The sequence below is a fragment of the Pantoea sp. T14 genome, assembly GCF_036663535.1.
Lineage (GTDB): Bacteria > Pseudomonadota > Gammaproteobacteria > Enterobacterales > Enterobacteriaceae > Pantoea > Pantoea phytostimulans.
The window spans coordinates 124,159-147,632 of record NZ_JAWUEB010000024.1; the positions used below are offsets into that span (position 1 = coordinate 124,159).

At 52.3% G+C, this 23,474-nt stretch carries 22 protein-coding genes and 1 tRNA gene; 12 read left to right on the plus strand and 11 right to left on the minus strand.

What is annotated here, in order from left to right; genetic code table 11:
- Positions 1–419: 419 nt before the first annotated feature.
- The 4 genes from SC127_RS11750 to SC127_RS11765 all read left to right on the plus strand — a co-directional run bounded on the left by SC127_RS11750 (position 420) and on the right by SC127_RS11765 (position 4,958).
- Positions 420–1,757 (plus strand): ABC transporter substrate-binding protein, encoded by a 1,338-nt coding sequence (locus tag SC127_RS11750; RefSeq protein WP_332626569.1) that lies wholly within the window; start codon positions 420–422, stop codon positions 1,755–1,757.
- Between the two features lie 57 nt (positions 1,758–1,814).
- Positions 1,815–2,687: a carbohydrate ABC transporter permease gene (locus SC127_RS11755; RefSeq protein ID WP_215847848.1), complete on the plus strand. Its 873-nt coding sequence runs from the start codon at positions 1,815–1,817 to the stop codon at positions 2,685–2,687.
- On the plus strand, positions 2,687–3,502 hold the full coding sequence (locus tag SC127_RS11760; protein ID WP_332626572.1) for a carbohydrate ABC transporter permease: 816 nt from the start codon (positions 2,687–2,689) through the stop codon (positions 3,500–3,502). The genes SC127_RS11755 and SC127_RS11760 overlap by 1 nt, the downstream gene beginning before the upstream one ends.
- 124 nt (positions 3,503–3,626) lie before the next feature.
- Positions 3,627–4,958, plus strand: coding sequence for a glycoside hydrolase family 28 protein (locus tag SC127_RS11765; protein ID WP_332626574.1), 1,332 nt, complete (start codon positions 3,627–3,629; stop codon positions 4,956–4,958).
- 15 nt (positions 4,959–4,973) lie between these two features.
- On the opposite strand, the gene SC127_RS11770 is transcribed toward SC127_RS11765, so the two are convergent.
- Positions 4,974–6,044, minus strand: coding sequence for a tartrate dehydrogenase (locus SC127_RS11770; RefSeq protein ID WP_243078754.1), 1,071 nt, complete (start codon positions 6,042–6,044; stop codon positions 4,974–4,976).
- An 85-nt stretch (positions 6,045–6,129) separates the two neighbouring features.
- On the opposite strand from SC127_RS11770, the gene SC127_RS11775 reads away from it, so the two are divergent.
- The 3 genes from SC127_RS11775 to SC127_RS11785 all read left to right on the plus strand — a co-directional run bounded on the left by SC127_RS11775 (position 6,130) and on the right by SC127_RS11785 (position 8,978).
- Positions 6,130–7,086, plus strand: coding sequence for a LysR family transcriptional regulator (locus SC127_RS11775; protein ID WP_332626578.1), 957 nt, complete (start codon positions 6,130–6,132; stop codon positions 7,084–7,086).
- A 154-nt stretch (positions 7,087–7,240) separates the two neighbouring features.
- Positions 7,241–7,552, plus strand: coding sequence for a hypothetical protein (locus SC127_RS11780; RefSeq protein ID WP_332626580.1), 312 nt, complete (start codon positions 7,241–7,243; stop codon positions 7,550–7,552).
- Positions 7,553–7,883: 331 nt separating this feature from the next.
- Complete coding sequence (locus SC127_RS11785) at positions 7,884–8,978, plus strand: YncE family protein (protein WP_332626581.1); 1,095 nt, start codon at positions 7,884–7,886, stop codon at positions 8,976–8,978.
- Positions 8,979–9,029: 51 nt separating this feature from the next.
- Here the strand turns inward: SC127_RS11785 and SC127_RS11790 are convergent, their stop codons facing one another.
- The 4 genes from SC127_RS11790 to SC127_RS11805 all read right to left on the minus strand — a co-directional run bounded on the left by SC127_RS11790 (position 9,030) and on the right by SC127_RS11805 (position 12,488).
- On the minus strand, positions 9,030–9,323 hold the full coding sequence (locus SC127_RS11790) for a DUF1330 domain-containing protein (RefSeq protein ID WP_215847845.1): 294 nt from the start codon (positions 9,321–9,323) through the stop codon (positions 9,030–9,032).
- Positions 9,324–9,334: 11 nt separating this feature from the next.
- Positions 9,335–10,198 carry a glutathione-dependent disulfide-bond oxidoreductase gene (gene yghU / locus SC127_RS11795; RefSeq protein ID WP_332626582.1) on the minus strand — a complete coding sequence of 288 codons (864 nt, stop codon included), beginning with the start codon at positions 10,196–10,198 and terminating at the stop codon, positions 9,335–9,337.
- 335 nt (positions 10,199–10,533) lie between these two features.
- Positions 10,534–11,415 carry a sugar phosphate isomerase/epimerase family protein gene (locus tag SC127_RS11800; protein WP_215847844.1) on the minus strand — a complete coding sequence of 294 codons (882 nt, stop codon included), beginning with the start codon at positions 11,413–11,415 and terminating at the stop codon, positions 10,534–10,536.
- A gap of 38 nt (positions 11,416–11,453) precedes the next feature.
- Positions 11,454–12,488: a Gfo/Idh/MocA family protein gene (locus tag SC127_RS11805; protein WP_243078749.1), complete on the minus strand. Its 1,035-nt coding sequence runs from the start codon at positions 12,486–12,488 to the stop codon at positions 11,454–11,456.
- A 354-nt stretch (positions 12,489–12,842) separates the two neighbouring features.
- Between SC127_RS11805 and SC127_RS11810 the strand changes: the two genes are divergently transcribed.
- The 3 genes from SC127_RS11810 to SC127_RS11820 all read left to right on the plus strand — a co-directional run bounded on the left by SC127_RS11810 (position 12,843) and on the right by SC127_RS11820 (position 16,125).
- Positions 12,843–13,871, plus strand: coding sequence for a LacI family DNA-binding transcriptional regulator (locus SC127_RS11810; RefSeq protein WP_332626583.1), 1,029 nt, complete (start codon positions 12,843–12,845; stop codon positions 13,869–13,871).
- 150 nt (positions 13,872–14,021) lie between these two features.
- The gene (locus tag SC127_RS11815; RefSeq protein ID WP_243078747.1) at positions 14,022–14,945 is read left to right on the plus strand and encodes a TIM barrel protein; all 924 of its coding nucleotides are present in this window, start codon (positions 14,022–14,024) and stop codon (positions 14,943–14,945) included.
- Positions 14,946–14,955: 10 nt separating this feature from the next.
- Entirely contained in the window at positions 14,956–16,125 is a 1,170-nt protein-coding gene (locus SC127_RS11820; protein ID WP_332626584.1) for a Gfo/Idh/MocA family protein, read from the plus strand.
- A gap of 237 nt (positions 16,126–16,362) precedes the next feature.
- Here SC127_RS11820 and SC127_RS11825 read toward each other — a convergent pair.
- From SC127_RS11825 to aspA, 6 genes are all read right to left on the minus strand, one after another.
- A tRNA-Phe gene (locus SC127_RS11825) sits at positions 16,363–16,438 on the minus strand.
- Positions 16,439–16,545: 107 nt separating this feature from the next.
- Positions 16,546–17,124: a division control transcriptional repressor DicD gene (gene dicD, locus SC127_RS11830; RefSeq protein ID WP_215847841.1), complete on the minus strand. Its 579-nt coding sequence runs from the start codon at positions 17,122–17,124 to the stop codon at positions 16,546–16,548.
- Between the two features lie 64 nt (positions 17,125–17,188).
- A complete protein-coding gene (locus SC127_RS11835; RefSeq protein ID WP_332626586.1) occupies positions 17,189–18,889 on the minus strand; it encodes a protein-disulfide reductase DsbD in 1,701 nt (566 codons plus the stop codon).
- Positions 18,865–19,179 carry a divalent cation tolerance protein CutA gene (gene cutA / locus SC127_RS11840; RefSeq protein ID WP_332626588.1) on the minus strand — a complete coding sequence of 105 codons (315 nt, stop codon included), beginning with the start codon at positions 19,177–19,179 and terminating at the stop codon, positions 18,865–18,867. The genes SC127_RS11835 and cutA overlap by 25 nt, the downstream gene beginning before the upstream one ends.
- A gap of 75 nt (positions 19,180–19,254) precedes the next feature.
- A complete protein-coding gene (locus SC127_RS11845; protein WP_215847838.1) occupies positions 19,255–20,556 on the minus strand; it encodes an anaerobic C4-dicarboxylate transporter in 1,302 nt (433 codons plus the stop codon).
- Positions 20,557–20,664: 108 nt separating this feature from the next.
- Positions 20,665–22,101 carry an aspartate ammonia-lyase gene (gene aspA, locus SC127_RS11850; RefSeq protein ID WP_243078744.1) on the minus strand — a complete coding sequence of 479 codons (1,437 nt, stop codon included), beginning with the start codon at positions 22,099–22,101 and terminating at the stop codon, positions 20,665–20,667.
- Positions 22,102–22,444: 343 nt separating this feature from the next.
- On the opposite strand from aspA, the gene SC127_RS11855 reads away from it, so the two are divergent.
- Positions 22,445–22,906, plus strand: a complete 462-nt coding sequence (locus SC127_RS11855) for an FxsA family protein (protein WP_215848352.1) — start codon at positions 22,445–22,447, stop codon at positions 22,904–22,906.
- 245 nt (positions 22,907–23,151) lie between these two features.
- Entirely contained in the window at positions 23,152–23,445 is a 294-nt protein-coding gene (locus SC127_RS11860; RefSeq protein ID WP_052898812.1) for a co-chaperone GroES, read from the plus strand.
- Positions 23,446–23,474: the final 29 nt, after the last annotated feature.

The following is a 23,474-nucleotide window of genomic DNA, read 5'->3' on the forward strand; positions in this document are numbered from 1 at the left end:
GTTTATAGCGCAACGGCGAGTACATCTGTGATCGCTAACACGCCCATGCTGCGCCGTCTGTGGCGCATTTAAGGCGTGATTAAACATCGGAAATGTGAGCGTGATAGGATTTTCATATGTTTTATCATGGGGTTATTTTGATGTGATAAGTACGAGATAAGATGCTGATAATTGACGCGGATGGTTGGTTTTTCATCGGTTGTGTTGCCGTTAACCAGTACACACGACGTGTAAGGGCGACGTGATGGTGTTTATTTGCGCAAGTTCACAACTCAACGTATCTCCGTATCGTCTGTTTGACTTTATTTTTTTATTAAAGTAAGTATGTGGGAGTGCAATTTCTGTGCGGCTTCAGTCTGCGGGATTGGCAGACGGTGAAATGAAGGGATGCCCGTTCTGTGATGGAGAAACCGAGCATTATGTCTAGTTCCTCAGTTCGTTCGTTCCGAATCCGTAATGTGCGTGCGCTGTCGCGCCTGATAGCGGCGGGCCTGCTGGTGAGCAGCGTTTCATATGCTGCACCCGCCGTCACCCTGAATGAATGGGATATCTACAACTATCCGCAGCAGACCGAAGCGGTGGATCAGGGCATTAAAGCGTTTTCGCAGCAGAATCCTGGCATTGTGATCAATCGCTCGGTTCACTCGTTTGAAGATACGCGCATCCCGCTCAAGCTGGCATTAACGGCCGGTGACGGCCCGCAGATCGCGCAGGTCAATCAAGGCGGTGGCGATATGGGTTCGCTGGTGAAAGATAAACTGCTGGTGCCACTCGACAGCTATGCCAGCAGCGACGGCTGGACCACGCGCTTCCCCGATTCCATTCTCAAACGTAACCGTTGGTCCGACAGCGGCGACTTCGGCAGCGGCAAACTGTATGGCGTGGCGAGCCTCGGTGAAATGGTCGGCCTCTATTACAACAAAGCGCTGCTGGATAAAGCGGGCATTGCAGTGCCAAAAACGTTGCCTGAGCTGGAAAGCGCGATGGCGAAGCTTAAAGAGCAGGGCGTTCCACCGATGATGCTGGGCTTGCTGGATGGCAACATGGGTCAGCAGCTGCTCAGCACGATTTGGCAGGCGCAAATTGAAAGCAGCGATCGTAAAAAACTGGATGATCTTATCTACGACGTGGGCGGCACCTTTAAAGATGACAAGCTGGTCAAAGCCGCCAATATGATGAAAAGCTGGAATGAGAAAGGCTATATTTTCCCGGGTTTTCAAGGCATTGGTCATGATGATGCCGCTACGCTGTTCCAAAATGGACAGTCAGCTTTTCTGATCAGCGGGACCTGGTATCTCGGCCAGTTTAAAGACAACAAAGATATTCATTTTGCTGCCATGCCAGCGGGCGAGGGCGTGCAGCATGCCTTAATGGTGGGCGGCACCGATTTAGCTTTCTCTGTTACCAGCACGGCTAAAAGCAAAGAGCAGCAAGATGCGGCCGCGAAATTCATCGATTACATGGTTTCAGACACCATGGCAAACCGCTGGTTAAGCGTAGGCTTCCTGCCCGCCAGCACCAACAAAGAGGCCAAAATGCCAGCGGATAATGCGCTGTTGGCTGAAGCTTATCAGGTTTGGTTAACGCTTAACGCCCATGATGGTTTAGGGCATTACGTGGACTGGGCTACGCCAACCATGAACGCCGAGTTGAATCAGAATGTGCAACTGCTGCTGGGCGGGCGTCAAACTGCCGATCAGATGGTGAACAATTTCGATAACAACTATCAGCGTTACCTGCAAACTCTGAAAAAGTAAGCTGAGCGGCCCGGCTCTGCGTCGGGCCAGATCGTTGTTCTGACCACGAGTACGGTTATGTTGAATCAAAGCGGTTGGCGTAATTTTCTCTATTTTCTGCCGGCGGTGCTGGTTTATGCGGTGTTTTTGTTATTACCGCTGCTGGCGTCGTTGGGTGTGAGTTTTACCGAATGGGATGGCACGTCGCTGCCGATTTTTACCGGTATCAGCAACTATATGCGCATGTTCAGCGATCCGATATTTTGGGTGGCGTTGGGCAACAATGCGGTATTAATGCTGTTTTACACGCTGCTGCCCATCAGCATTGGCTTGTTGCTGTGCAGCTTTCTCTACGACACCCGCAATAACAAAGAGCGCAGCGTGCTGCGTATCCTGTTTTTCCTGCCTTATATCATGCCGATGGCGGTGTTGGGCGTGGTGTGGCGCTGGCTCTACAATCCGGCTTTTGGCCCCATCGATCAGGTGTTACGCGCCATAGGCTTGCCACAATTAGCCCTCTCGTGGTTGGGTGATTTTACCTGGGCACTGCCCGCCGTTGGCATGGTCGCTACCTGGTATTTCTTTGGTTTTTGTCTGGTGCTGTTTATGGCGGGCTTGCAGCGTATGGATCCCTCATTGTTGGAAGCGGCCGATTTAGATGGATCATCCCGTCGGCAAAAATTCATGCGCATCACCTTGCCAGGCTTACGTCCTGAGCTGCGTATTGCACTGCTGTTGACCGTGATCGCCAGCCTAAAAGCCTTCGATCTGGTTTATGTGATGACGCAAGGCGGGCCGGGAACGTCAACCATGGTCACCAATATCTTTATGTATAAGCAGGGTTTCGATCTGCACTATTTCGGTTACGCCTCATCGGTGGCCGTGTTTAGCATGATGATTGTGTTGATCATTAACTACCTTATTCATCTGGCTTTAAAGGAGCGTTACTGATGCGCAGCACACCGGTAATCTCCCGCACGCTGATCTGGATTGTGGCGCTGATGACCATTCTGCCTTTTATCATGGCATTAATGACCTCATTCAAAACGCAGATGGAACTGTTTCAGGGCGTGTTCACGCTGCCCGCTTCCATCAACTTCAAAAATTATGTCACCGCCTGGCAGCAAGGCCATTTTAACGTCTACTTTTTTAACTCGGTGCTGGTGGTGATCCCGGTCGTGCTGTGCAGCATTCTGCTGGGCATTTTGGCTGGATTTGGTTTTGCCTGGCTAAAAATCCCCGGCAAAAAACTGATCGCTGCAATGCTGGCGTTGGGCATGGTGCTGCCGAGTGAAGCCTTTATTATTCCGCTCTATCATGAGCTGCGTTGGATGGGACTAACCAATACCTATCTGGCGCTGATCCTGCCGCAAATCGCGCTGTCGCTGCCCTTTACCACGTTGATGATTGCCAGCGCCTTTCAGCAGGTACCGAAGGAGCTGGTTGAAGCAGCGGTTATGGATGGTGCATCGCGAGTGAAAATTCTGTGGGGCATTCTGGTGCCAGCCATTTGGCCGACGTTGTCGACGCTGGCGCTGCTGCTGTTTATCTGGACGTGGAATGAGTTCCTCATCCCGCTGATTCTGGTCAACAAAGATGAGTTGCGTACGCTGCCGATCGGCATGATGTTCTTTCAGAACAAAAACACCATCGATATTCCCGTGCTGATGGCGGGCGCGATGATTGTAATTTTGCCGTTGGTGGCGGTATTCCTGATCTTCCAGCGCAAATTTATCAGTGGCGTGACCGAGGGCGCGGTGAAGTAATTTGCGAGACATCGCACAAAACAGCCATTAAGTCACCCAAATCGGTGCGGTGGCGACCAGACAAAGGTGCGCTGCGCCGAAGCGTGTTGCAATTCCTCTTCTTTAACCTTTCGGGAGACGCACGATGCCCCTTTCTTTGGCAGATTTTCATCCCGCCGCTGATGGTGAAACCCTCGACACCGCAGTGCTGCAACGCGCTATCGATCACGTTATGGCCGCTGGCGGTGGATGCCTGACGATTCCACCAGGTCGCTATCGCAGCGGCACGCTAACCTTACCCTCAAATTTCGAGCTGCATTTAGAGGCGGGCGCGGTGTTAATCGCCAGCCGCGACGTTGCAGATTATCAAGGCATTCAAGCACAAAGCAGCGCTGAGAAGTCACATAACGTGTTGCTCTACGCGCTGAACCGCCGCAACATCACTATCAGTGGCAAAGGCTGCATTGATGGTGATGGCGAAGCCTGGTTTGCTGCGGAACGCGACGATCAGGGCTATCGTCTGCCCTTAGCCGATCGTCCGCGCATTATCGTGTTTGAAGCCTGTGAGCAGGTCACGCTCGAGGCGTTCAGCATTGTACAGGCACCGATGTGGACCGTGCATTTAGTCAGCTGCCGCCACGTACATATTGATCACTTAACCATCGATAACAGCATGACCATGCCAAATACTGATGCGCTGGATATCGACAGCTGTGAAGCCGTCTTCGTCAGCAACAGTTATTTAAGCGCAGCCGATGACGCAATCTGCATTAAAACTTCCCACAAACCGGCATCGCTGCGTCGTCCCGCGCGGCAAATCATGATCACGAACTGTTTGCTGCGTTCCTACAGTTGCGCTTTCAAAATTGGCACCGAAACCTGGGATGATATTGAAGATGTCACCGTGACCGGCTGCACTATTTTTGACTCGAATCGCGGCATTGGTATTTTGTCGCGTGACGGCGGCGCGATGCGACGTCTGCTGTTCAGCAATATCACTTTTGCTTGCCATTACGCACCGCCGTGTCACTGGGGCAAAGCAGATCCGCTGTTTGTTTCGGTGCGCTCGCGCGATCCCCTGATTCAACCCGGGATCGTTGAGCAACTGCAATTTGCTAACGTCAGCGGCGTCGCTGAAGGCGCGATCAATCTGCACGCCGCGCAGCCGGGTTGGATCCGTGATGTGTTGATTACCCAGGTTCAGTTAAGGCAAACCGTGGCGCAGGTTGAGCAAGGCTATTATGACGTGCGTCCACCCTGTAACCCCGATTCACCGACAGGCATGGGACTGGATAACGCCTACAAGCTCAACCCAGAGACCGGTGAAGCATTTGGCGTAGAGCGTTATCCCGGCGGTTTACCGGGACTGTATGCGCGTGGTGTAGAGAATCTTCAGTTGCATAACCTGGCGATTGAACGGCCTTCACCGTTACCGCCAGGCTGGCATTCCGATAGCGTGCGGGTGTTAACGGAATAACCGTGACAGAGCAGCTTAGAGCGCGGCGGCGATAGCAGCACCCAGTTCTTCGGTGCTGGCGCTGCCACCAAGGTCGCGTGTCAGGTTTTTCCCCGCAGCCAGCGTACGCTCAATCGCGTTGAGCACGGCGTCGCCCGCCTCTTTATAGCCAAGGTGTTCCAGCATCATTGCGCCACACCAAATCTGTCCAATCGGGTTGGCAACGCCTTTGCCGGCAATGTCAGGGGCAGAACCATGAACCGGCTCGAACAGGCTGGGAAATTTGCCTTCAGGGTTGATATTGGCGGAAGGCGCAATGCCAATGGTGCCGGTGCAGGCGGGACCAAGATCTGACAGGATGTCGCCAAACAGGTTACTGGCAACCACCACATCAAACCAGTCAGGATGCAGCACAAAGTTAGCGGTCAAAATATCGATGTGATACTTGTCGACGTTGACTTCAGGGTAATGCTCGCTCATCGCTTCAACGCGGCTGTCCCAATAGGGCATGGTGATCGCAATACCGTTCGATTTGGTGGCGGAAGTGAGATGCTTCTTCGGACGACGCTGTGCCAGTTCGTAAGCAAATTTCAGAATGCGATCGACGCCGACCCGCGTCATCACCGTTTCCTGAATCACCACTTCGCGATCGGTACCAGGGAACATGGTGCCGCCTACGCTGGAATATTCGCCTTCGGTATTTTCACGTACTACATAAAAGTCGATATCACCCGGTTCGCGATTCGCCAACGGCGCTTTCACTCCGGGCATCAGGCGCACAGGACGCAGGTTAACGTATTGATCAAATTCCCGGCGGAACTGCAACAGCGAACCCCACAACGACACGTGATCGGGAACAACGTCCGGCCAACCCACTGCGCCAAAGTAGATGGCATCAAAGGTTTTGAGATGCGGAAACCAGTCATCCGGCAACATTTTTCCGTGCTGCTGCCAATACTCGGCGCTGGCGTAGTCAAACCACTCCCAGCGCAGCGGAATATTAAATTTCTCTGCCGCCACGTTCATAACGCGAATGCCTTCTGGCATCACCTCTTTACCGATGCCGTCTCCGGGAATAACCGCAATACGATGGATTTTGTCTGACATAGGGTACCTTTGGATTTGCTGTTTGAGTTATAGCCACAGTATAACTGTGCATCTTGAGGAAATAATTAGCCTGAAAATTAAGCCAATGTTGAATCAAAGTAGAGAATCCCGTACATCGACCGACGATTTAGCCTTTTTTATTCGTATTGCCAGTTTGGGCAGTTTGACGGCAGCGGCACGCGAATTGGGTTTATCGCTGGCGGCAGTCAGCAAACGTCTTAGCCTGCTTGAACAACGGCTAGGCGTGCAGTTATTGCGTCGCACCACGCGGCGGCTGGAGCTGACAGTGGAAGGCAGGCGTTATTTCGACGGTGCGCGTCCGCTGTTAGATCAACTCATGGCGCTGGAAGAAGCGGTAAGCGGCGAAACCGAACAGTTACGCGGCACGCTCAACATCAACGCCTCTTTCGGCTTTGGACGTCGCTACGTTGCACCTTGCGTCTCGGCATTTGCTGCCTTGCATCCGCAGCTGTCACTGTCGCTGCAACTGAGTAGCCAGCCGCTTAACTTTTTGGATGCGCAGGTGGATGTGGATATTCGCGTCGGCGAACCGCCCGATTCGCGGCTGGTGGCGCGTAAACTGCATACCAATCCGCGCGTGTTGTGCTGCTCACCCGCTTACGCCCAAAAACAGGGTTTACCGCAATCGATTAGCGAACTCGCCCAACACAACTGCATCTTGCTGCGTCAGTATGAGAGTGATTTTGCCTTGTGGCGTTTTGTCTCGGGTGAACAGAGCCTGAATCAAAAAGTACGCGGAAGCTTGATCACCAATGATGGCGAAGTGGCGATGCGCATGGCGCTGGATGGTCACGGGATTTTGCTGCGTTCATGGTGGGATGCGCAACACAGCATCCATCGCGGTGACTTGCTGCATGTGCTACCTGAATGGCACGCGCCCGATGGCGATATTTTTGCTGTCTGGCAGGCGCAGCGCCAGCTTCCGGCGCGTATTCATGCATTTGTGGATTTTATGCAGCTCAGGCTAGCAGCGGATCTTCAGGTACAACAGCAGGAGTCGCAGAATCATCCTGTTAAATGACGTGCTGGCGCAATGGTGCGATCGCCTCACGTTCTACGTAGTGAATTGTTGGTAATCATAGCTTGCAGCTTTTTAGTGTTCTGCGACGAATTAAGCCGTTAATAGTGGCGCTTTCCTCTACACTGGGAGCACGCATCATAACGGAGTGGATCTTATGAACGACAAGAAAATGATTTCTATCGATCAGTTCAACACAGCGGAACGTGTTGAAGTTGACGAAGCATTGCAGGCGCTGATGCAAAAATATCGCACTAAGTCAGGCAAAGAGCCGGACAGCAAAAAAGAGAAAGAGCTCAGCGCAGAAGCACGCGAAGTGGTGATGACCGCTAAGTTGGCACGCGAAAAAGAGAAAGCCGAACGCACCGCCAAAAAACCGGCCCGCAGAAAGAAACCCTCTTCAATGGCAGCCAGTGAAGTCAACGATTTCAGTTGGTCAGCCTCTGTTGATCGCGGTAAGCGACGTTAAGCAACGCACTGGACAGGGTCATAATAACCTGTGACCCGCTGTGTCTATCCCACGCATCATTCCTCACCTTTTAGCCCTCGCCGATATTTTTCTGCTTATCTGCATCCGTGATATTGACCCTTGCTGCGCACTCTCGCGGACTACTGTGCATGCGGATTTGCAAGTGCGTGATTTTGCTGTTCCGCTGTGGAAAAGCCGGGTAGATCAGGCACGTAAGGCTAACGCGTTGCGTTTACATATTTTTTACTAATGCGTATGATTCTCATTCTTTTTATATTTCCCGCCGCGCTGCGGCCTGACGGGAGCCGTTCGTCCATTGATGGAGTTAAGAATGAAATCTTTGTTCAGCTCGCATAAAGCCGCGCTCGCGCTGGCCGTTGCCGCGACTTTTAGCCTGACTGCTTGCCAGACGCCTGCGAAAAAAGCCGAAGAACCGGTAGTAGCAGCCGCACAAGCACCAGCCGATACCAACCTGACACAGCGCGAGCTGGGCGATGGTTTGTATGAAATGGCCTATCTGCCAGCGAAAAACGCGCTTTACGTTGCCAGCGCGCAGGGCTTCAAAGATGTCAGCGGCGGCATGATTTATCGTCTGGATGCAACCACGCTGAAAACCACCGGCGAAGCGCATACCGATCTGAAAAACTTCGGCATGTTGATCGATCCAGACGGCAGCGCATTGTACGCGACCAACTCGCTGGATGGTGGCATCTCTAAAATCGATCCAGAAAACGGCAAAGTGCTGAAGCGTCTGATGTTCAGCGAGAGAAACGACAAGGGCTTCCCGTTTGGCGCGCGTGAAATCTTCTGGCACGAAGGCCAGCTCTATATCGGCGGGGTAGGCGATCCGGGTGTGATTTGGGTGGTTGATGCCAAAACCATGAAGCTGAAAACCCGCATCAAAAATGCCGGCAAATGGGTCACTGGTATCATCTACTCATCCGTTACTGATCGTATTTACGCAGCGAACGGCGGCGGCGAAATCCTGGTGATCAATCCGCGCAGCCACAAAATTGAAAAACGTCTGACCGCAGGCGATGGCAAAGAGTATCTGTTCCTGAACATGGCAGAAGATCCGGCTACCGGCCGTCTGTTCGTGACGGACAACTCTAAAGCGAAGAACACACTGGTGTTTGATGAGCGCAGCGGCAAAGTGATCAAGCGCCTGGATCTGGGTGATTCGTTGGGCATTAAATTCAACGCTAAGCGCAATGAGATCTATATCAGCCAGCGTGAATCGAAGAAAGTGCTGCAACTGGATGCCACCACTTACGCGGTGAAAAACAGCTGGTCATTCGACAGCCATCCAAACAGCCTATTCGTGTCGCCGGATGGACAGACGCTTTACGTTACTGTGAAGCAAGAGTTTAACAAGGACCACAGCACCAAAGGCCCTGACAGCGTGGCGCGTATCGCACTGAAATAAAAAAGGCGGCATCGCTGCCGCCTGATGACAAGGACGCTGCGGCGTCCTTTTTTATTTTTCTACGCCCTGAACCAGCACCACACGATAGTGGGCACCTTTCAGGCGATGCTCTTTAGCCGCCTGATATTCCGGGCTGTCATACCATGCGTGAGCCGCTTCCACACTGGGAAACTCCAGTACCACCACGCCTTCTGCTTCCGGGCCTTCCAGCGTTTCCAGCGCGCCGTAAAAGGCGAGGGCATTAATGGGATGATCGCCGCGAGCTTTGCCCGCTTTCTCGGCGTAGGTTGCCATTTCGGCGTCATTCAGGGTTTCATCACGAATAAATACAACGTAAGCGCTCAACAGAATTCTCCTTAAGCTTTTTTATCTTCGGTATTGGTATCAAAATCGGCAGCATCATGACGCTCATGCAGCTGATCGGCAGGTTCACCCATCACGCGGTTCACTTTGCGGCCACGAATCACCGCAGGACGTTGCGCAATCTCTTTCGCCCAACGCTGCACGTTTTTATAGGATTGAAGATCCAAATATTCAGCAGCACCGTACAGATCGTTAAGCACAAGATTGCCGTACCAAGGCCAGGTGGCGATGTCGGCGATAGTGTAATCGTCACCGGCAAGATAGCGGTTCTCGGCAAGCTGGCGATCCAACACGTCAAGCTGACGCTTGGCTTCTAACGTGAAGCGGTTGATGGCGTATTCAATTTTTTCTGGCGCGTAATGGTAAAAGTGACCCAAGCCGCCGCCAAGATAGGGCGCAGAACCTTGTAGCCAGAACAACCAGTTCAGCGTTTCAGTGCGCTTAGCGATATCTTTCGGCAGGAAGTGACCAAATTTTTCTGCCAAATAGAGCAGGATATTGCCCGATTCAAACACACGGATCGGTGGCGTTGCCGAGTGATCGCTGAGCGCGGGAATTTTTGAGTTAGGGTTAACATCAACAAAGCCGCTGGAGAACTGATCGCCTTCGCCAATGCGAATCAACCACGCGTCATATTCAGCGTCATTGACGTTCAGCGCCAGCAGTTCTTCCAGCAGAATAGTGACTTTCTGGCCGTTTGGTGTGCCCAGTGAATAGAGCTGAAGCGGATGTTTGCCAACCGGCAGACTTTTTTCGTGCGTAGGGCCAGCGAAAGGGCGGTTAGTTTTTGCGCCGTTGCCTTTGGCTTCGGGATCCCAGGTCCAGACTTTCGCGGGCTGATACGTATTTTCCGACATGGTAAAGGTTCGCCTTGTTGTGATTGAGTTTTCTTTCGAGTGTAGCAGGTGGCTAAAAGCCGGTTTAACCCTGCTGGCGGTGAACGATGGATGTATGGCTGGGATAAAGCATAAAGTCGACGCTGCCTTCGACATAGGAACAAAAGGGGATTCCCTTTTTCAGCCGTTGCAAAAGCAGGCTCTATACCCGCCTGCGGGGTGTTGCCTGTTCAGGCTAAAGAGTTACCGACTTTGCGGGGTGGATTACCGGTGCGGGCTGGTTGGCAATGTCAGGCGCATTGCTGAACGCAAAAAGGCAGCGGATGAGCTGCCTTTTTAGTGTTTATCTCTCTATTTTAACCCAGCAGTTCGCGCTCAATCAGCTCGCGCGTTTCAACTGCCTGCACTTTCATTTTTTCCGGATAACCAAACAGCGAAGAGGCGATGATCGATTCGCCGCCCACTTTGTAGCTGCGGTTAGCAAAGTCCATATCGCGCAGCGTCTGGAACAGCGTCGGGAAGTCGACTTCACCTTCGCCCACGCCCACGTGTTGGTGAATGGTGGCATCCACACCAGGCGGGTTAACAATGTAGCGGCAATGTTTGGTGTGGTTCATTGTATCGGCGATGAGTACGTGCGAAAGATCGTCTCCGGCATATTGCAGCATGCTTTTCACGTCGCCTTTGCCTTTGTCGTAGAAGAAGGTGTGCGGCACGCTGTAAACGTATTTGACGTTCTCACTGCGAAAAGACTTCACGATATCGGAGGTTTCGTTGTTCTCTTCGCAAAAATCCCACGGATGTGACTGGATTTCGACGCGGATGCCTTCACGTTCGATAATCGGCAGCAACTCTTCCATTGAGCGATAGAACATCTCTTCACAGATTTCCGGTTCGTTTGGCGTCCCTGATAATTCGGTGTTGATTACCTGAACGCCCATTTCGACTGCGATCTCGATCATGCGTTTCCAGTTTTTCACCGCCGCTTGACGACGCAGTTCATCTGGACCAGACCAGCGATACACCACAATAAAAGAGGAGATTTCAAGGCCGGTCGAGCGCAAGGCGTTCTTGTACTCCGTCATGATTTCGCGGCTGGCTTTGGGATGCTTATAAAACGGGTTAATCTGCGGATGCGGCGACTGTTCGATGTATTTATATCCCCAATCGGCTACCTGATTAACCATGCGGGTGATGCCCATATCTCTAATCACATCCACATCAAAAGCGATTTTCATCTGTCTACTCCGGGGGCGTTTAAGGTTGCAGTTCTTCGTTAAAGCAACTCTTCGTTAAAAACAATGCCGATCTGCTTTCTGACTTCGTCCATCGCGCTCAAGGTGAGAATCGCGGTGTCGAGAGAGTGGCGCGGTGAATCAATCCGGTTTTGACCAATGCACCAGGCAAAATGGTTAATTTCATGGCACAGCTGGTCATAACGGTTATTCGGTTCTTCCCAATGCAGCGTACGACTGCCGTCACTGGACGTGAGGCGGAAATGGCCTGGGGCATAAAACTGGCCATCCATGACAATGCTGGCACCGCGACCCGCAATGACGGCAGTGCCGGGCGTATTGCTGAACAGCGTGGTATGCAATACCGAATGCATGCCTTGCGCGTGGGTAAAGAGCATTGACGTTTGTCCATTGACGCCGCCACCAGCATCCTGACCTTTTGCCACGATGCTGGTGGGTGCGCCGCCGACAAATACGCTGAAGCCCACCAGATAGCTGCCAAGATCCAGCATTGGGCCGCCTGCCAGCTCTTGGTTAAAGATGCGGTGATCCGGCGTGAAAAATTCGCCATGATCGGCAATCAAGGTATGAACATCGCCGAGGGCACCATCATCGAGCAACTGGCGAATGACATCATATTTAGGCGCGAAATCGCACCACATGGCTTCCATACACAAGACGTTACGCGCCGCAGCCGCTTGTTTCAGCTGCTTAGCCTGGCCGGCATTCAGCGCCAATGGCTTTTCAATCAATACATTTTTGCCCGCTTCAATCACCCGCAGGCCGTCCGGGAAATGATGGTTGTGCGGCGTAGCGATATAGATCGCATCAACATCGTTACGCGCCAGTAATTCATCAATGCCGCCGCAGGCGTGGGCAATTGACCATTTGTCGGCAAAGCGCTGCGCTTTGTCACGGCTACGTGATGAAACGGCAACCAATTGCTGATCGGTATGATTGCGCAGCGCATGGGCAAAGTGATCGGCGATCCAGCCGGGGCCGACAATGCCCCAGCGCAGCACCGGAATCTGTTTGGCATCGGGCAAACGTGGAACAGGCAGCGTTGAAGGGAACATAACATCTCCATTTACAGGTGTTCGCGTTGGGTCACTCGCAGGCCGATACGTTCAACAGCCTTTCATTTCAGAACGTACGACACCGTTTTCACCCTTTAGCTGTCGCACATCGATGGATTCATCTCTTTTTAGCAAATGCGTGTTCTGGAATGAACCCAAAAAGAAATGAATGTTTCATTTTGCGAAGAGGATCAACTTTATGAGGTGTTTCCTATCAAAATTATGATAGGAAATTGGCCCGTAATGGGATAATAAAGTCAGGGTATAAATGAGATACAACGTGACAGGCGGAAAGATCGTCGCCGACGTTTATCAAAATGCTGATGAGAGTGAATAAAATGTCTGGAGAGAGTGATGTCGAAAGTCACCATGACCGCGATTGCGCATGAAGCAGGAGTTGGCGTGGCCACAGTGGATCGCGTGCTTAACCGACGAGCACCGGTACGCGGCGTAACCGAACAGAAAGTGTTAGCGGCGGCAAATCGGCTGGGCTACCGGCTGGAGCAGTCACGCATTTTACATCCGAACCAGCCTGCCGCTGCCATTGCGTTGCGCATGGGCTTTATTCTGCTGTCGGCAAGATACTCCTTTTATCAGCCGCTCAGTGATGCGTTACGTGAACAGGCGGAACCTTTCCAGCCGCCGGGTAGCGAAGCTGAATTTTGCTGGCATGACATCAACGAAGTGGAAGCGGTAGCAACGTCGCTGCGCAATTTGGCACAGCGCGTTGATGTCATCGGTATCGTTGCGCTGGATCATCCGTTAATCCGTCACGCTATTCAGGATGTATCGCGCAAGGGCGTACATGTTTACGCGCTGTTTTCTGATTTTTCACCCTGCGGTCATGCGGGTTTTATTGGCCTTGATAACCAAAAAGCGGGCCGCACGGCGGCGTGGATGGCACAGCATTTGCTGAAAAAGCCAGGCTGCGTAGGCGTGTTGCTTGGCGACCATCGATTCATCTGTCAGGAGCGTTGCGAAATCAGCTTTCGTTCTTACCTACGTGAAGCGGGCGTCACCCAGCGGGTGCTTGAACCCTTAAAAACGCACGAATCGATTGAGGGCGGATATTTGGCCGCTCAGCAACTGCTAAAAGATCATGATGATTTGGTGATGATCTATGCGCCCTGCGGGGGGATCGAAGGCGTGGTGCGGGCATTACGACAAAGCCAACGGAAAGGGATTACGCTGCTGTGTCACGGCCCGATTCAGGATGATGAGCTGGCGCTGATTGATGGCACAATTACGCTGATGCTAAGGCATCGTATTGAAGAGATGGCTAAAGTGGTCATTAACACCTGTGTGAATGCGCAGACTGAAAACAGTGGGCATTTTTCCCAGGTGACATTGCCATTTGACGTGGTGACGCGAGAAAACTTTTAGTTTTAATCGGTTATCTTATCAATGATAGTAAGCTATCAAAAAATGAAATAAAACAATGCGATCGTTATCAAAAAACGAAACTTCCATTGTTGTCTGATATGAAATTTTCGTTTGATACTGTCGGCAACTCTCATAGCATGGACAGATATCATGACAATTCATATTGCCAATGCGCCTTGTAGTTGGGGCGTGGATAATCCCAAAAATCCCTTTTTACCGCCGTGGCAGAAGGTCCTGAGCGAAGCGGCTCTGGCTGGATACAAGAGTATTGAACTGGGCCCGTGGGCTTATCTGCCTGCTGAACCCGCCGAACTCACTAAACAGTTGAACAACTTTTCGTTGTCGTTGGTCGCGGGAACGATATTTGACGATTTAGTCAGTGAAGCTCATTTCCCGGCAATAGTGGAGTTAACGCACAATATCTGTCGCAATCTCTCCAACGTGCCCACCGCAGAAAAAGTCCATGGCAAGAATGCGCCGGCACCTTATCTGGTGATTATCGACTTTGGTAATCCTGAACGCGCTAAATATGCCGGACAATCTGACAAAGCGCCGCGCCTTTCTACCGAAGAGTGGCAGCGTATGATGCAGCACATCACCATGTTGAGTGACATCGCCTGGCGCGAATATGGCGTAAGGCCGGTGATTCATCCGCATGCGGGTGGCTGCATTGAATATGCGGATGAGCTGGCGCAGCTGGTAAACGACATTCCTCACGAGGTAGCGGGTTTGTGTCTCGATACCGGGCATCTTTACTACTCCGGCATGGATCCCATTACCTATCTGCAACGCTATTGGGAGCGTATCGATTACCTGCATTTTAAGGATATTAACGATGCGGTGTGGCGTGATGCCATTGCGCGCGGACTCGATTTCTTTACCGCTTGTGCCGAAGGCGTGATGTGTCCGATTGGCAAAGGGGCGATTGATTATCCTGCGGTGCGCGCCTTTCTGGCGGAGCGCAACTATCAAGGTTGGATCACCATCGAGCAGGAGCGCGATCCGCGTAATGCGGATACCAGCCTGCGTGATGTGACCGCCAGTCTGCATTATCTCCAGTCGGTCGGATTTTAGGGGAAACACTATGATCAATGGTAAAAAAGCGATTGGCCGTTCACTACGCTGGGGCATGGTAGGCGGCGGCGGAACCAGCCAAATTGGTTATATTCACCGCTCGGCAGCGTTGCGTGATGGTAACTTTTCACTGTTAGCGGGCGCATTTGATCTTGATGCGCAGCGTGGCCGAGATTTCGGGGTTGCGCTCGGCGTGGCGGCGGAGCGCTGCTATCCCGATTATGAAACGCTGTTCGCGGCGGAAGCAGCACGTGAAGATGGCATTGAAGTGGTCTCGATTGCTACCCCAAACAATACGCACTTTGCAATCTGCTGCGCTGCCATCAACGCTGGGCTGCATGTGGTGTGTGAAAAGCCGCTCTGTTTCACTACCGCCGAGGCGGATGAACTGGAGCGCTTGTGTGCAGAGAAGAACAAAATCATTGGCGTTACCTACGGCTATGCCGGGCATCAACTGATTCATCAGGCGCGTGAGATGATCGCCGCCGGGTTGTTGGGTGAGATCCGTATCATCAACATGCAATTTGCCCACGGTTTTCACAATGAAGCGGTTGAGTTGCAGAGTGAGAGCACGAAATGGCGCGTGGATCCGCGTTTTGTCGGGCCCAGTTACGTGCTGGGCGATTTGGCGACGCATCCGCTGTTTATTGCCGAAACCATGGTGCCAAACTTACAGGTGAAGCGGCTGCTCTGTTCACGGCAAAGTTTTGTTGCTACGCGTGCGCCGCTGGAAGATAACGCCTTTGTGATGATGGAATACGATAACGGTGCGGTGGGCACCATGTGGGCTTCAGCGGTGAATGCCGGTTCGATGCATGGCCAGAAAGTCCGCGTCGTGGGCGCAAAAGCCAGCCTGGAGTGGTGGGATGAGCAACCTAACCAGCTGCGCTATGAGATTCAGGGCGAGCCGGTGCGCATCATGGAGCGCGGGATGGGGTATCTCAATGAGCGTGCGCTTGCTGACGACCGCATTGGTGGGGGTCATCCTGAAGGGTTATTTGAAGCCTGGTCAAATCTCTATCATCGTTTCGCGCAGGCCATTGATGCCACCGACCGTGGCGACAGTGCTTTCCTGCAAGATTTTTGGTATCCCGATGTCCATGCTGGCTTGATGGGCGTGCGCTGGGTGGAGCAATGCGTGAAATCAGCAGATGCCGGCGCGGTATGGGTAGATTTTTGACGTAAAGGAGGGTCGAAAATAGGTTCGACCGCAAAAACGCAAAAACCCGCCAGAGGCGGGTTCTTTAAATAGGGTGCCCGAACCCGGACAAAAATGCCGGGAGCATTTTTGCTCAGCGCGCCTGCGCGATGACCCGCAGGGCGAGCCACAGGGATGTGGCGAGATCATCGAACGGTTCGATGAACGGGTTCGGCCCGCAGAAACGCAAAAACCCGCCAGAGGCGGGTTCTTTAAATATGGTGCCCGAACCCGGAATCGAACCAGGGACACGGGGATTTTCAATCCCCTGCTCTACCGACTGAGCTATTCGGGCAACGGGGCGCATTAAACCGTAAAGGCTTCGGCCCGTCAACGGCTTTCATGAAAAAACCGTGGGAAACGTGACTGATTGCCTGAATTTCAGGCAAGGGCGGTGAAATATCAGGCTAATGCGCCATTTTTGCGGCACAACGCGATACCCAAAACATCTTCGGCCAGGCTTTTCGCTGTCGTGACATCCTGCACATTCCGCTTCACCAGCAGTTTGCTCAGACAACCTTCAAGTATCAGTTCAATCTGATCGGCAACCATGGACGGATTATCCAACGCTAGCGCAACTAAAATGTCGTGGGTAAATTGCCATGAAGCACGCTTTTGCTGCTCTGCCAGCTGATGTATCGGCTGATCGGGTTGTGGATAGAAGCTACAAGCTGCAATAAACAGGCAACCAGGAAAGCGTCCAATGCTGACTTGTTGGCTGAGTACCTGATAACGCGCCATCAGCTTCTGTTCATGGCTGAGCGTCTCATCCAGCAAAATCTGTCGGCGCCAGGTATCAATTTGCTGAGCATGATAACGCAGGGCATCGTACAGCAAGGCATCACGGTCGGGCCAAAAACGCTGCAATTGTTCAATCGGAAATTGACTCTCGCCTGCCAACTGTTGCAGCGATGTGGTGGCGGCAAGGCCGTTCTGTTCAAGCACATTCAACGCATGCTCGAGTATTTGTTCACGTTGCAAGTGACTCTCCTCTGGTATGCGAACCCGCTGATACGCGCGGGCGGTGTCCTGAATCCAGTTTTGTTTACTGGCCCAGTTTCTGCAAATGTGCGCGGAAATCAGCGGCATTGAGGAAGCCGGTGACCCGCGAATCAGGAATTTCTGTGCCTGTAGCGTCAAAGAACAAAATGGTGGGCAAGCCCAGTACATTAAGACGTTTTAACAGCGCATTATCGCTGGCGCTATTGGCGGTAACGTTGGCCTGAAGTAACTGCACTTTACTCAGCTGATCGCGAACTAAGGGGTCGCTAAAAGTATATTTTTCGAACTCTTTGCAGGCGACACACCAATCGGCATACAGGTCGACCATAGTGATACGCCCTTGCGCCTGCTGTAAAGCGTTGTCGAGCTGTGAGGCAGACGCAATCGATGAGAAGGGCAGATGAGCCACGCTTTGTTGCGCCACGCTGTTACCGAAGGCCCACTCTTGTAATGGGCGCGCACTGATCAACGCGGCGGCGAGCATGATGATTTGCACCACACGCCATTTGCCGCTGTGGGCGCGCAGGCTAGCGCTGAACGCCCACGCGAAGAAGGCCACGCCAAGCAAACTCCAAAGCCGTAATCCCCAGATGTCACCTAAAATCCGCTCCAGCAAAAACACCGGCAAGGCGAGAATAACAAAGCCAAAGCCTTCTTTGACCATTTGCATCCACGGCCCGCTTTTCGGCAGCAGCTTATTGCCAAACATCGTGACAACAACCAGCGGTAGCCCCATTCCTAGCGCATAGAGCCACAACGTGCCTGCGCCGGCCCAGAGATTTCCGCTTTGAGCAATATAGAGAAGAATGGCGCTGAGCGGCGCGGTGGTACAGGGCGAGCAGATCAATCCGGCCAGTGCGCCCATCAGGAATACGCCAATTAACGAGCCGCTTTGTTGGCGATTGCTCCAGAGTGTCAGGCGTGTTTGTAGCGTCGAGGGCAGCTGCAAGGAGAACAGCCCAAACATCGACAAGGCCAGAATAATAAACAGGGCGGATAAACCGATTAATACGTAAGGATGCTGGAGCGCGGCCTGAAAACGTAATCCCGCCGCCGCCACGATCACGCCTAACAGCGTGTAAGTCAGCGCCATGCCCTGTACGTAAACCATCGCCAGAGCAAATAATCGACCCAACGAATAGTTACGCTGACCGCCAAGAATAATGCCCGAAATCAGCGGGTACATCGGCAGTACGCAAGGCGTAAACGCGACGCCAATGCCAATTAACAGCGCCCAAAGCGGCGAGAAAGGCAGCGAATCGGTGGGTGCGGGTTGCGCATGGGCGACAGGCGGCGTGCTGTTAGCCGCAACCGCACTTAAAGGAACGGTGCGTGTTTCAGGTGGATAACAGAAACCGGCTGCAGCACAACCTTGGTAAGTAACGCTGATCGTCGCCCCTTTCGCGGCCTGTTGCAGCGTCACGGGGATCGTCAAATCTTGCGGATAGATTTCACTTTTGCCGTAGAACTCATCTTCATGCGGCTGACCAGCCGGGAGATTGAGCGGAGCGATCTGCGCATTTTGCGGTGTGACATGAATCTGCTGCCGATAAAGGTAATAACCCGATTTCACCTTCCAGCTGAGCTGGAGTTGTGAACCTTGCTGATTGAAATCAAAAGTAAACGCCTGATCGACCGGCACAAAGCGGCTGCTGTTGTTGGGAGAAAAAAGCGACGCCTGCGCCTGCAGGCAGATAAACAGCGCAAAAAATAGCGTGATTAGGCGAGAGATGCGTGCAGCCATGACAAGTATTCACTGTCTCCATGTTGAACCGGCAACGCCAGCAGTTCGGGCACATCATAAGGATGTGCACCTTTAAGCAGATCCATTAACGCTTGCTGATGATTGCTGTCGCATTTCAACAGCATCTGCACCTCGTTAGCCTGTTCGAGCTTGCCTTGCCAGACGTAATAAGAGGTTGCGCCAGGCAGCAAGGTCACGCAGGCAGCCAGTTTCGCTTCTAACGCCACTTTGGCTAGCTGTTGAGCACAAGCTTGATCGGGTGCGGTGCAAAGGATAATGGCGGCATTCATCGCGCGGCTCCTGAGTAAAAGAGCGCCGATGATAGCACGCTCCAGGGGCAACAACGTTTACAGGTTGTAACCGCGCTATAACACCAATCCACCAAAGACAAAGCCGAACAAAACCGACAGCGTAATCGCCAGCACGCCAGGAATGATAAACGAGTGATTAAAGACAAACTTGCCAATGCGGGTGGATCCGGTGTCATCCATTTCAACCGCCGCCAGCAAAGTAGGATAGGTAGGCAAAACAAACAGTGCAGAAACAGCAGCAAACGAAGCAATTGCGGTCAGTGGAGAGACGCCCAGCAGCAGCGCGGCGGGCATCAGCGCTTTGGTGGTGGCCGCTTGTGAATAAAGTAGCGTCGCGGCAAAGAACAGCACCAAAGCCAGCATCCACGGGTAAGTTTGCAGCGTATCGCCCGCCAGCGTTTGTATATCGCTAAGGTGCGCTTTGACAAAGGTGTCGCCCAACCAGGCAACACCCATCACGCAGATACAGGCGCTCATGCCCGATTTAAACGTGCTGGCGCTGAGAATTTCCCCGGTATCGATCTTGCAGGTCAAACAGATCAAGGTCGCGATGGTAAGCATAAACACCACAATCGCTTCGTTACGTGGCAGCACCGGATTGGCGATTAGCCCGACACTTTCACTGGTTGCGGTGGCATACAGCACCACCGCAACAATGGCGATTAAGAACAGCCAAACGGACTTTTTCGCGCCGGGTTTAGCCACAAAATGCGTCGCGCCGCGCAGCACCACTTCACCTTTGGCTAATCGCGCTTGGTAAACCTCATCATCTTTTAACTCTTTGCCAAGGAAATTGGTCACCAGCGCGGCAAGGAAAATCCCGACCATGGTTGCCGGAATGGCGATAGCCAGCAGGGTAATATAGCTGACGCCGCGCGGTTCCAGCAGTGTGGCAAAAAACACCACCGCAGCAGAAATAGGTGAAGCAGTAATCGCAATTTGTGAAGCCACCACGGCGATGGAAAGTGGACGAGAAGGGCGCACGCCTTGCTCTTTGGCAACTTCGGCTATCACCGGCAGCGTTGAGAAAGCGGTGTGGCCGGTTCCTGCCAGCAAGGTCATCACGTAGGTGACCAGCGGGGCGAGAAAGGTGACGTAGCGTGGATGCCGTCGCAGCAGGCGTTCGGCCAGGCTGACCAGATAATCCATGCCGCCTGCCACCTGCATGGCAGCAATCGCGGCGATCACCGCCATGATGATTTCAATCACGTCGAAGGGGATCACGCCGGGCTTCAGGCCGCAGAACAGCGTCAGAACCAGTACGCCTAAACCGCCGGCGAAACCAATACCAATGCCGCCGAGGCGTGCACCTAACCAGATCGCCAATAAGACAATTGCCAGCTCAACGAATACCATCCTGCCACTCCAAAAATTGACCTGCGAAAAATGGCGTGTAGCTTGGCAAAAAAAAAGGCACATCGCGTTGATCGCGGCGTGCCTTTAAGAAAAGAGTTAATTTAAGTTTTACTGCTCGCTTTCATCGGTATAGCGTTTTGCTTTATATACCGGATACATCAGGTTCTGCACCGAGAAAATATCGTCCAATTCGCTTTCCGTCAGCAGACCGCGCTCCAGCACCACTTCACGCACGCTCTTACCGGTTTCGGCACAGATCTTACCGACAATGTCACCATTATGATGACCAATGTAGGGGTTGAGATAGGTCACGATGCCGATAGAGTTGAAGACATAGGCTTCACATACTGCTCGGTTGGCGGTAATGCCGTTAACGCATTTTTCCAGCAGGTTGTAACAGGCATTGGTCAGGATGCTGATCGATTCAAACATCGCCTGACCAATCACCGGTTCCATTACGTTCAGCTGCAACTGACCCGATTCAGAGGCCATCGTCACGGTAATGTCATTGCCGATGACCTTGAAGCAAACCTGGTTCACCACTTCAGGCACCACCGGGTTCACTTTGGCTGGCATGATTGAAGAGCCGGCCTGTAATTCTGGCAGGTTGATTTCGTTCAGCCCGGCACGCGGACCTGAAGAGAGCAGGCGCAAATCGTTACAGATTTTGGATAGCTTCACCGCCAGACGCTTCAATGAAGAGTGCACCATGACGTAGGCGCCGCAGTCTGACGTCGCCTCAATCAAATCTTCAGCCGGGATAACCGGCAGGTTGCTGACTTCCGCCAGACGCTGTACCGCCAAATGTTGATAACCGTCTGGCGTGTTCAGGCGCGTGCCGATGGCCGTCGCGCCAAGGTTAACTTCCAGCAGCAATTCCGCCGTGCGGAGAATGCTTTTGGTTTCTTCATTCAGCAGGACGCTAAAGGCGTGGAATTCCTGGCCCAGCGTCATTGGCACCGCATCTTGCAGCTGTGTACGCCCCATTTTCAGGATGGTTTGGAATTCGTCAGATTTGCGCTGAAAGCCTTCGCTGAGCTGATGGATGCCGTCGAGCAGTTTCAGGATTGAGCTGTAAACCGCAATGCGAAAACCGGTGGGATAAGCGTCATTAGTCGACTGGCATTTATTGACGTGATCGTTGGGGTTCAGATACTGGTATTCACCTTTCTGATGTCCCATCAACTCCAGCCCGATATTCGCCAGCACTTCGTTGGTGTTCATGTTAACCGAAGTGCCTGCGCCGCCTTGGTAAACATCCACCGGGAACTGATCCATGCAGCGACCATTATTTAAGACTTCATCACAAGCCTGAATGATGGTGTTAGCAATGTTGCGTGGAATGGTTTGTAGCTCTTTGTTTGCCATTGCAGCGGCTTTTTTTACCATCACCATGCCGCGAACGAATTCGGGAATGTCGCTGATTTTGCTGCTGCTAATGTAAAAATTTTCAATCGCACGCAGAGTATGAACGCCATAATAGGCATCCGCCGGAACCTCGCGCATACCTAACAGGTCTTCTTCGATACGAATGTTGTTCGCCATGGTAACCTTCTTGTTGTTGCCGCTTTGAAATGCCGCTATCCATCACAGATGATCTGTTTTATTTTGTCTTGAAGAGCCAGCACCGTCATTTTATCCATCTTCGAACGGGCGAGCACGATCATATTCTGATGCATCTAAAAAGCATGAATGCAGATCACCTTACCGATGTCGCCGGGTTAACGATATGTGAAGTTGGTTACAAAATTAACCCCAAAGTAAAAATTTGGCAGGATCGGTTGAAATCGCGGCGGCGGGAGCCCATCTCTTTTCATATCATCACTCTGATGAACGCTTTCTGCTGTTTGGCATGACGCCGGGCAGCCACAACTCACAGGAGTATTCGGTGCGCTGGTTACCGTTAGTGATCTTTTTTGTATTGGCCTGGATTGAGATTTCCCTCTTCATCCAGGTTGCGCACGTCATCGGCGTGCTGTTCACCATGTTGTTGGTGATCTTTACCTCATGTATTGGTGTGTCGCTGGTGAAAAATCAGGGCATGAAAAACTTCATGGCGATGCAGGAAAAACTCGCACGTAATGAAAGTCCGGCTAACGAAATGATCAAAAGCGTTTCGTTGATTATCGCCGGTTTTTTGCTGCTGCTGCCGGGTTTTTTCACCGACTTCCTCGGTTTGCTGCTGCTGTTGCCACCGGTGCAAAAACACCTGACATTGAAGTTGATGCCGCATCTGCGCGTCTGGCGTGGGCCGGGAGCAGGCCCAGACAGCGGTTACACGATGGATGGTGAATTCGAACGCAAAGAGGGCGATCGCATTGAGCATAAAGACGATCCCAAGGATCGTTAATATAAGCAGCTGATAAAACGCGACGAAAGTCGCGTTTTTTATTTATCCGTTCACATTCCTGCTTCAAAGACGCATTGATCGGTCAAAAAGTGGTCGGTTATCACATTCAAGTAAAAAAATTGTTGTCCAGCCCCTTGAAAGCACAAGAGCCCGCCCCTACTTCTCTGGTCACGAGGCCGGAAGCCAAACAGACCGGCGTTCAACCCAAAAATGAATGATTGGACTTCTCAAAGGAGAGCTATCAAATGAAAATTCGTCCATTGCACGATCGCGTTATCGTCAAGCGTAAAGAAGTTGAATCCAAATCAGCTGGCGGCATCGTGCTGACCGGTTCTGCAGCCGCTAAATCCACTCGTGGTGAAGTGCTGGCTGTCGGCAACGGCCGCATCCTTGAAAGTGGCGACGTTAAGCCGCTGGACGTGAAAGTTGGCGATGTAGTGATCTTCAGCGAAGGTTACGGCGCGAAAACGGAAAAAATCGACAATGAAGAAGTGCTAATCATTTCTGAAAGCGACATTCTGGCAATTGTTGAAGCGTAATTTTTTACGCGTAATTCACTGAACGAAAC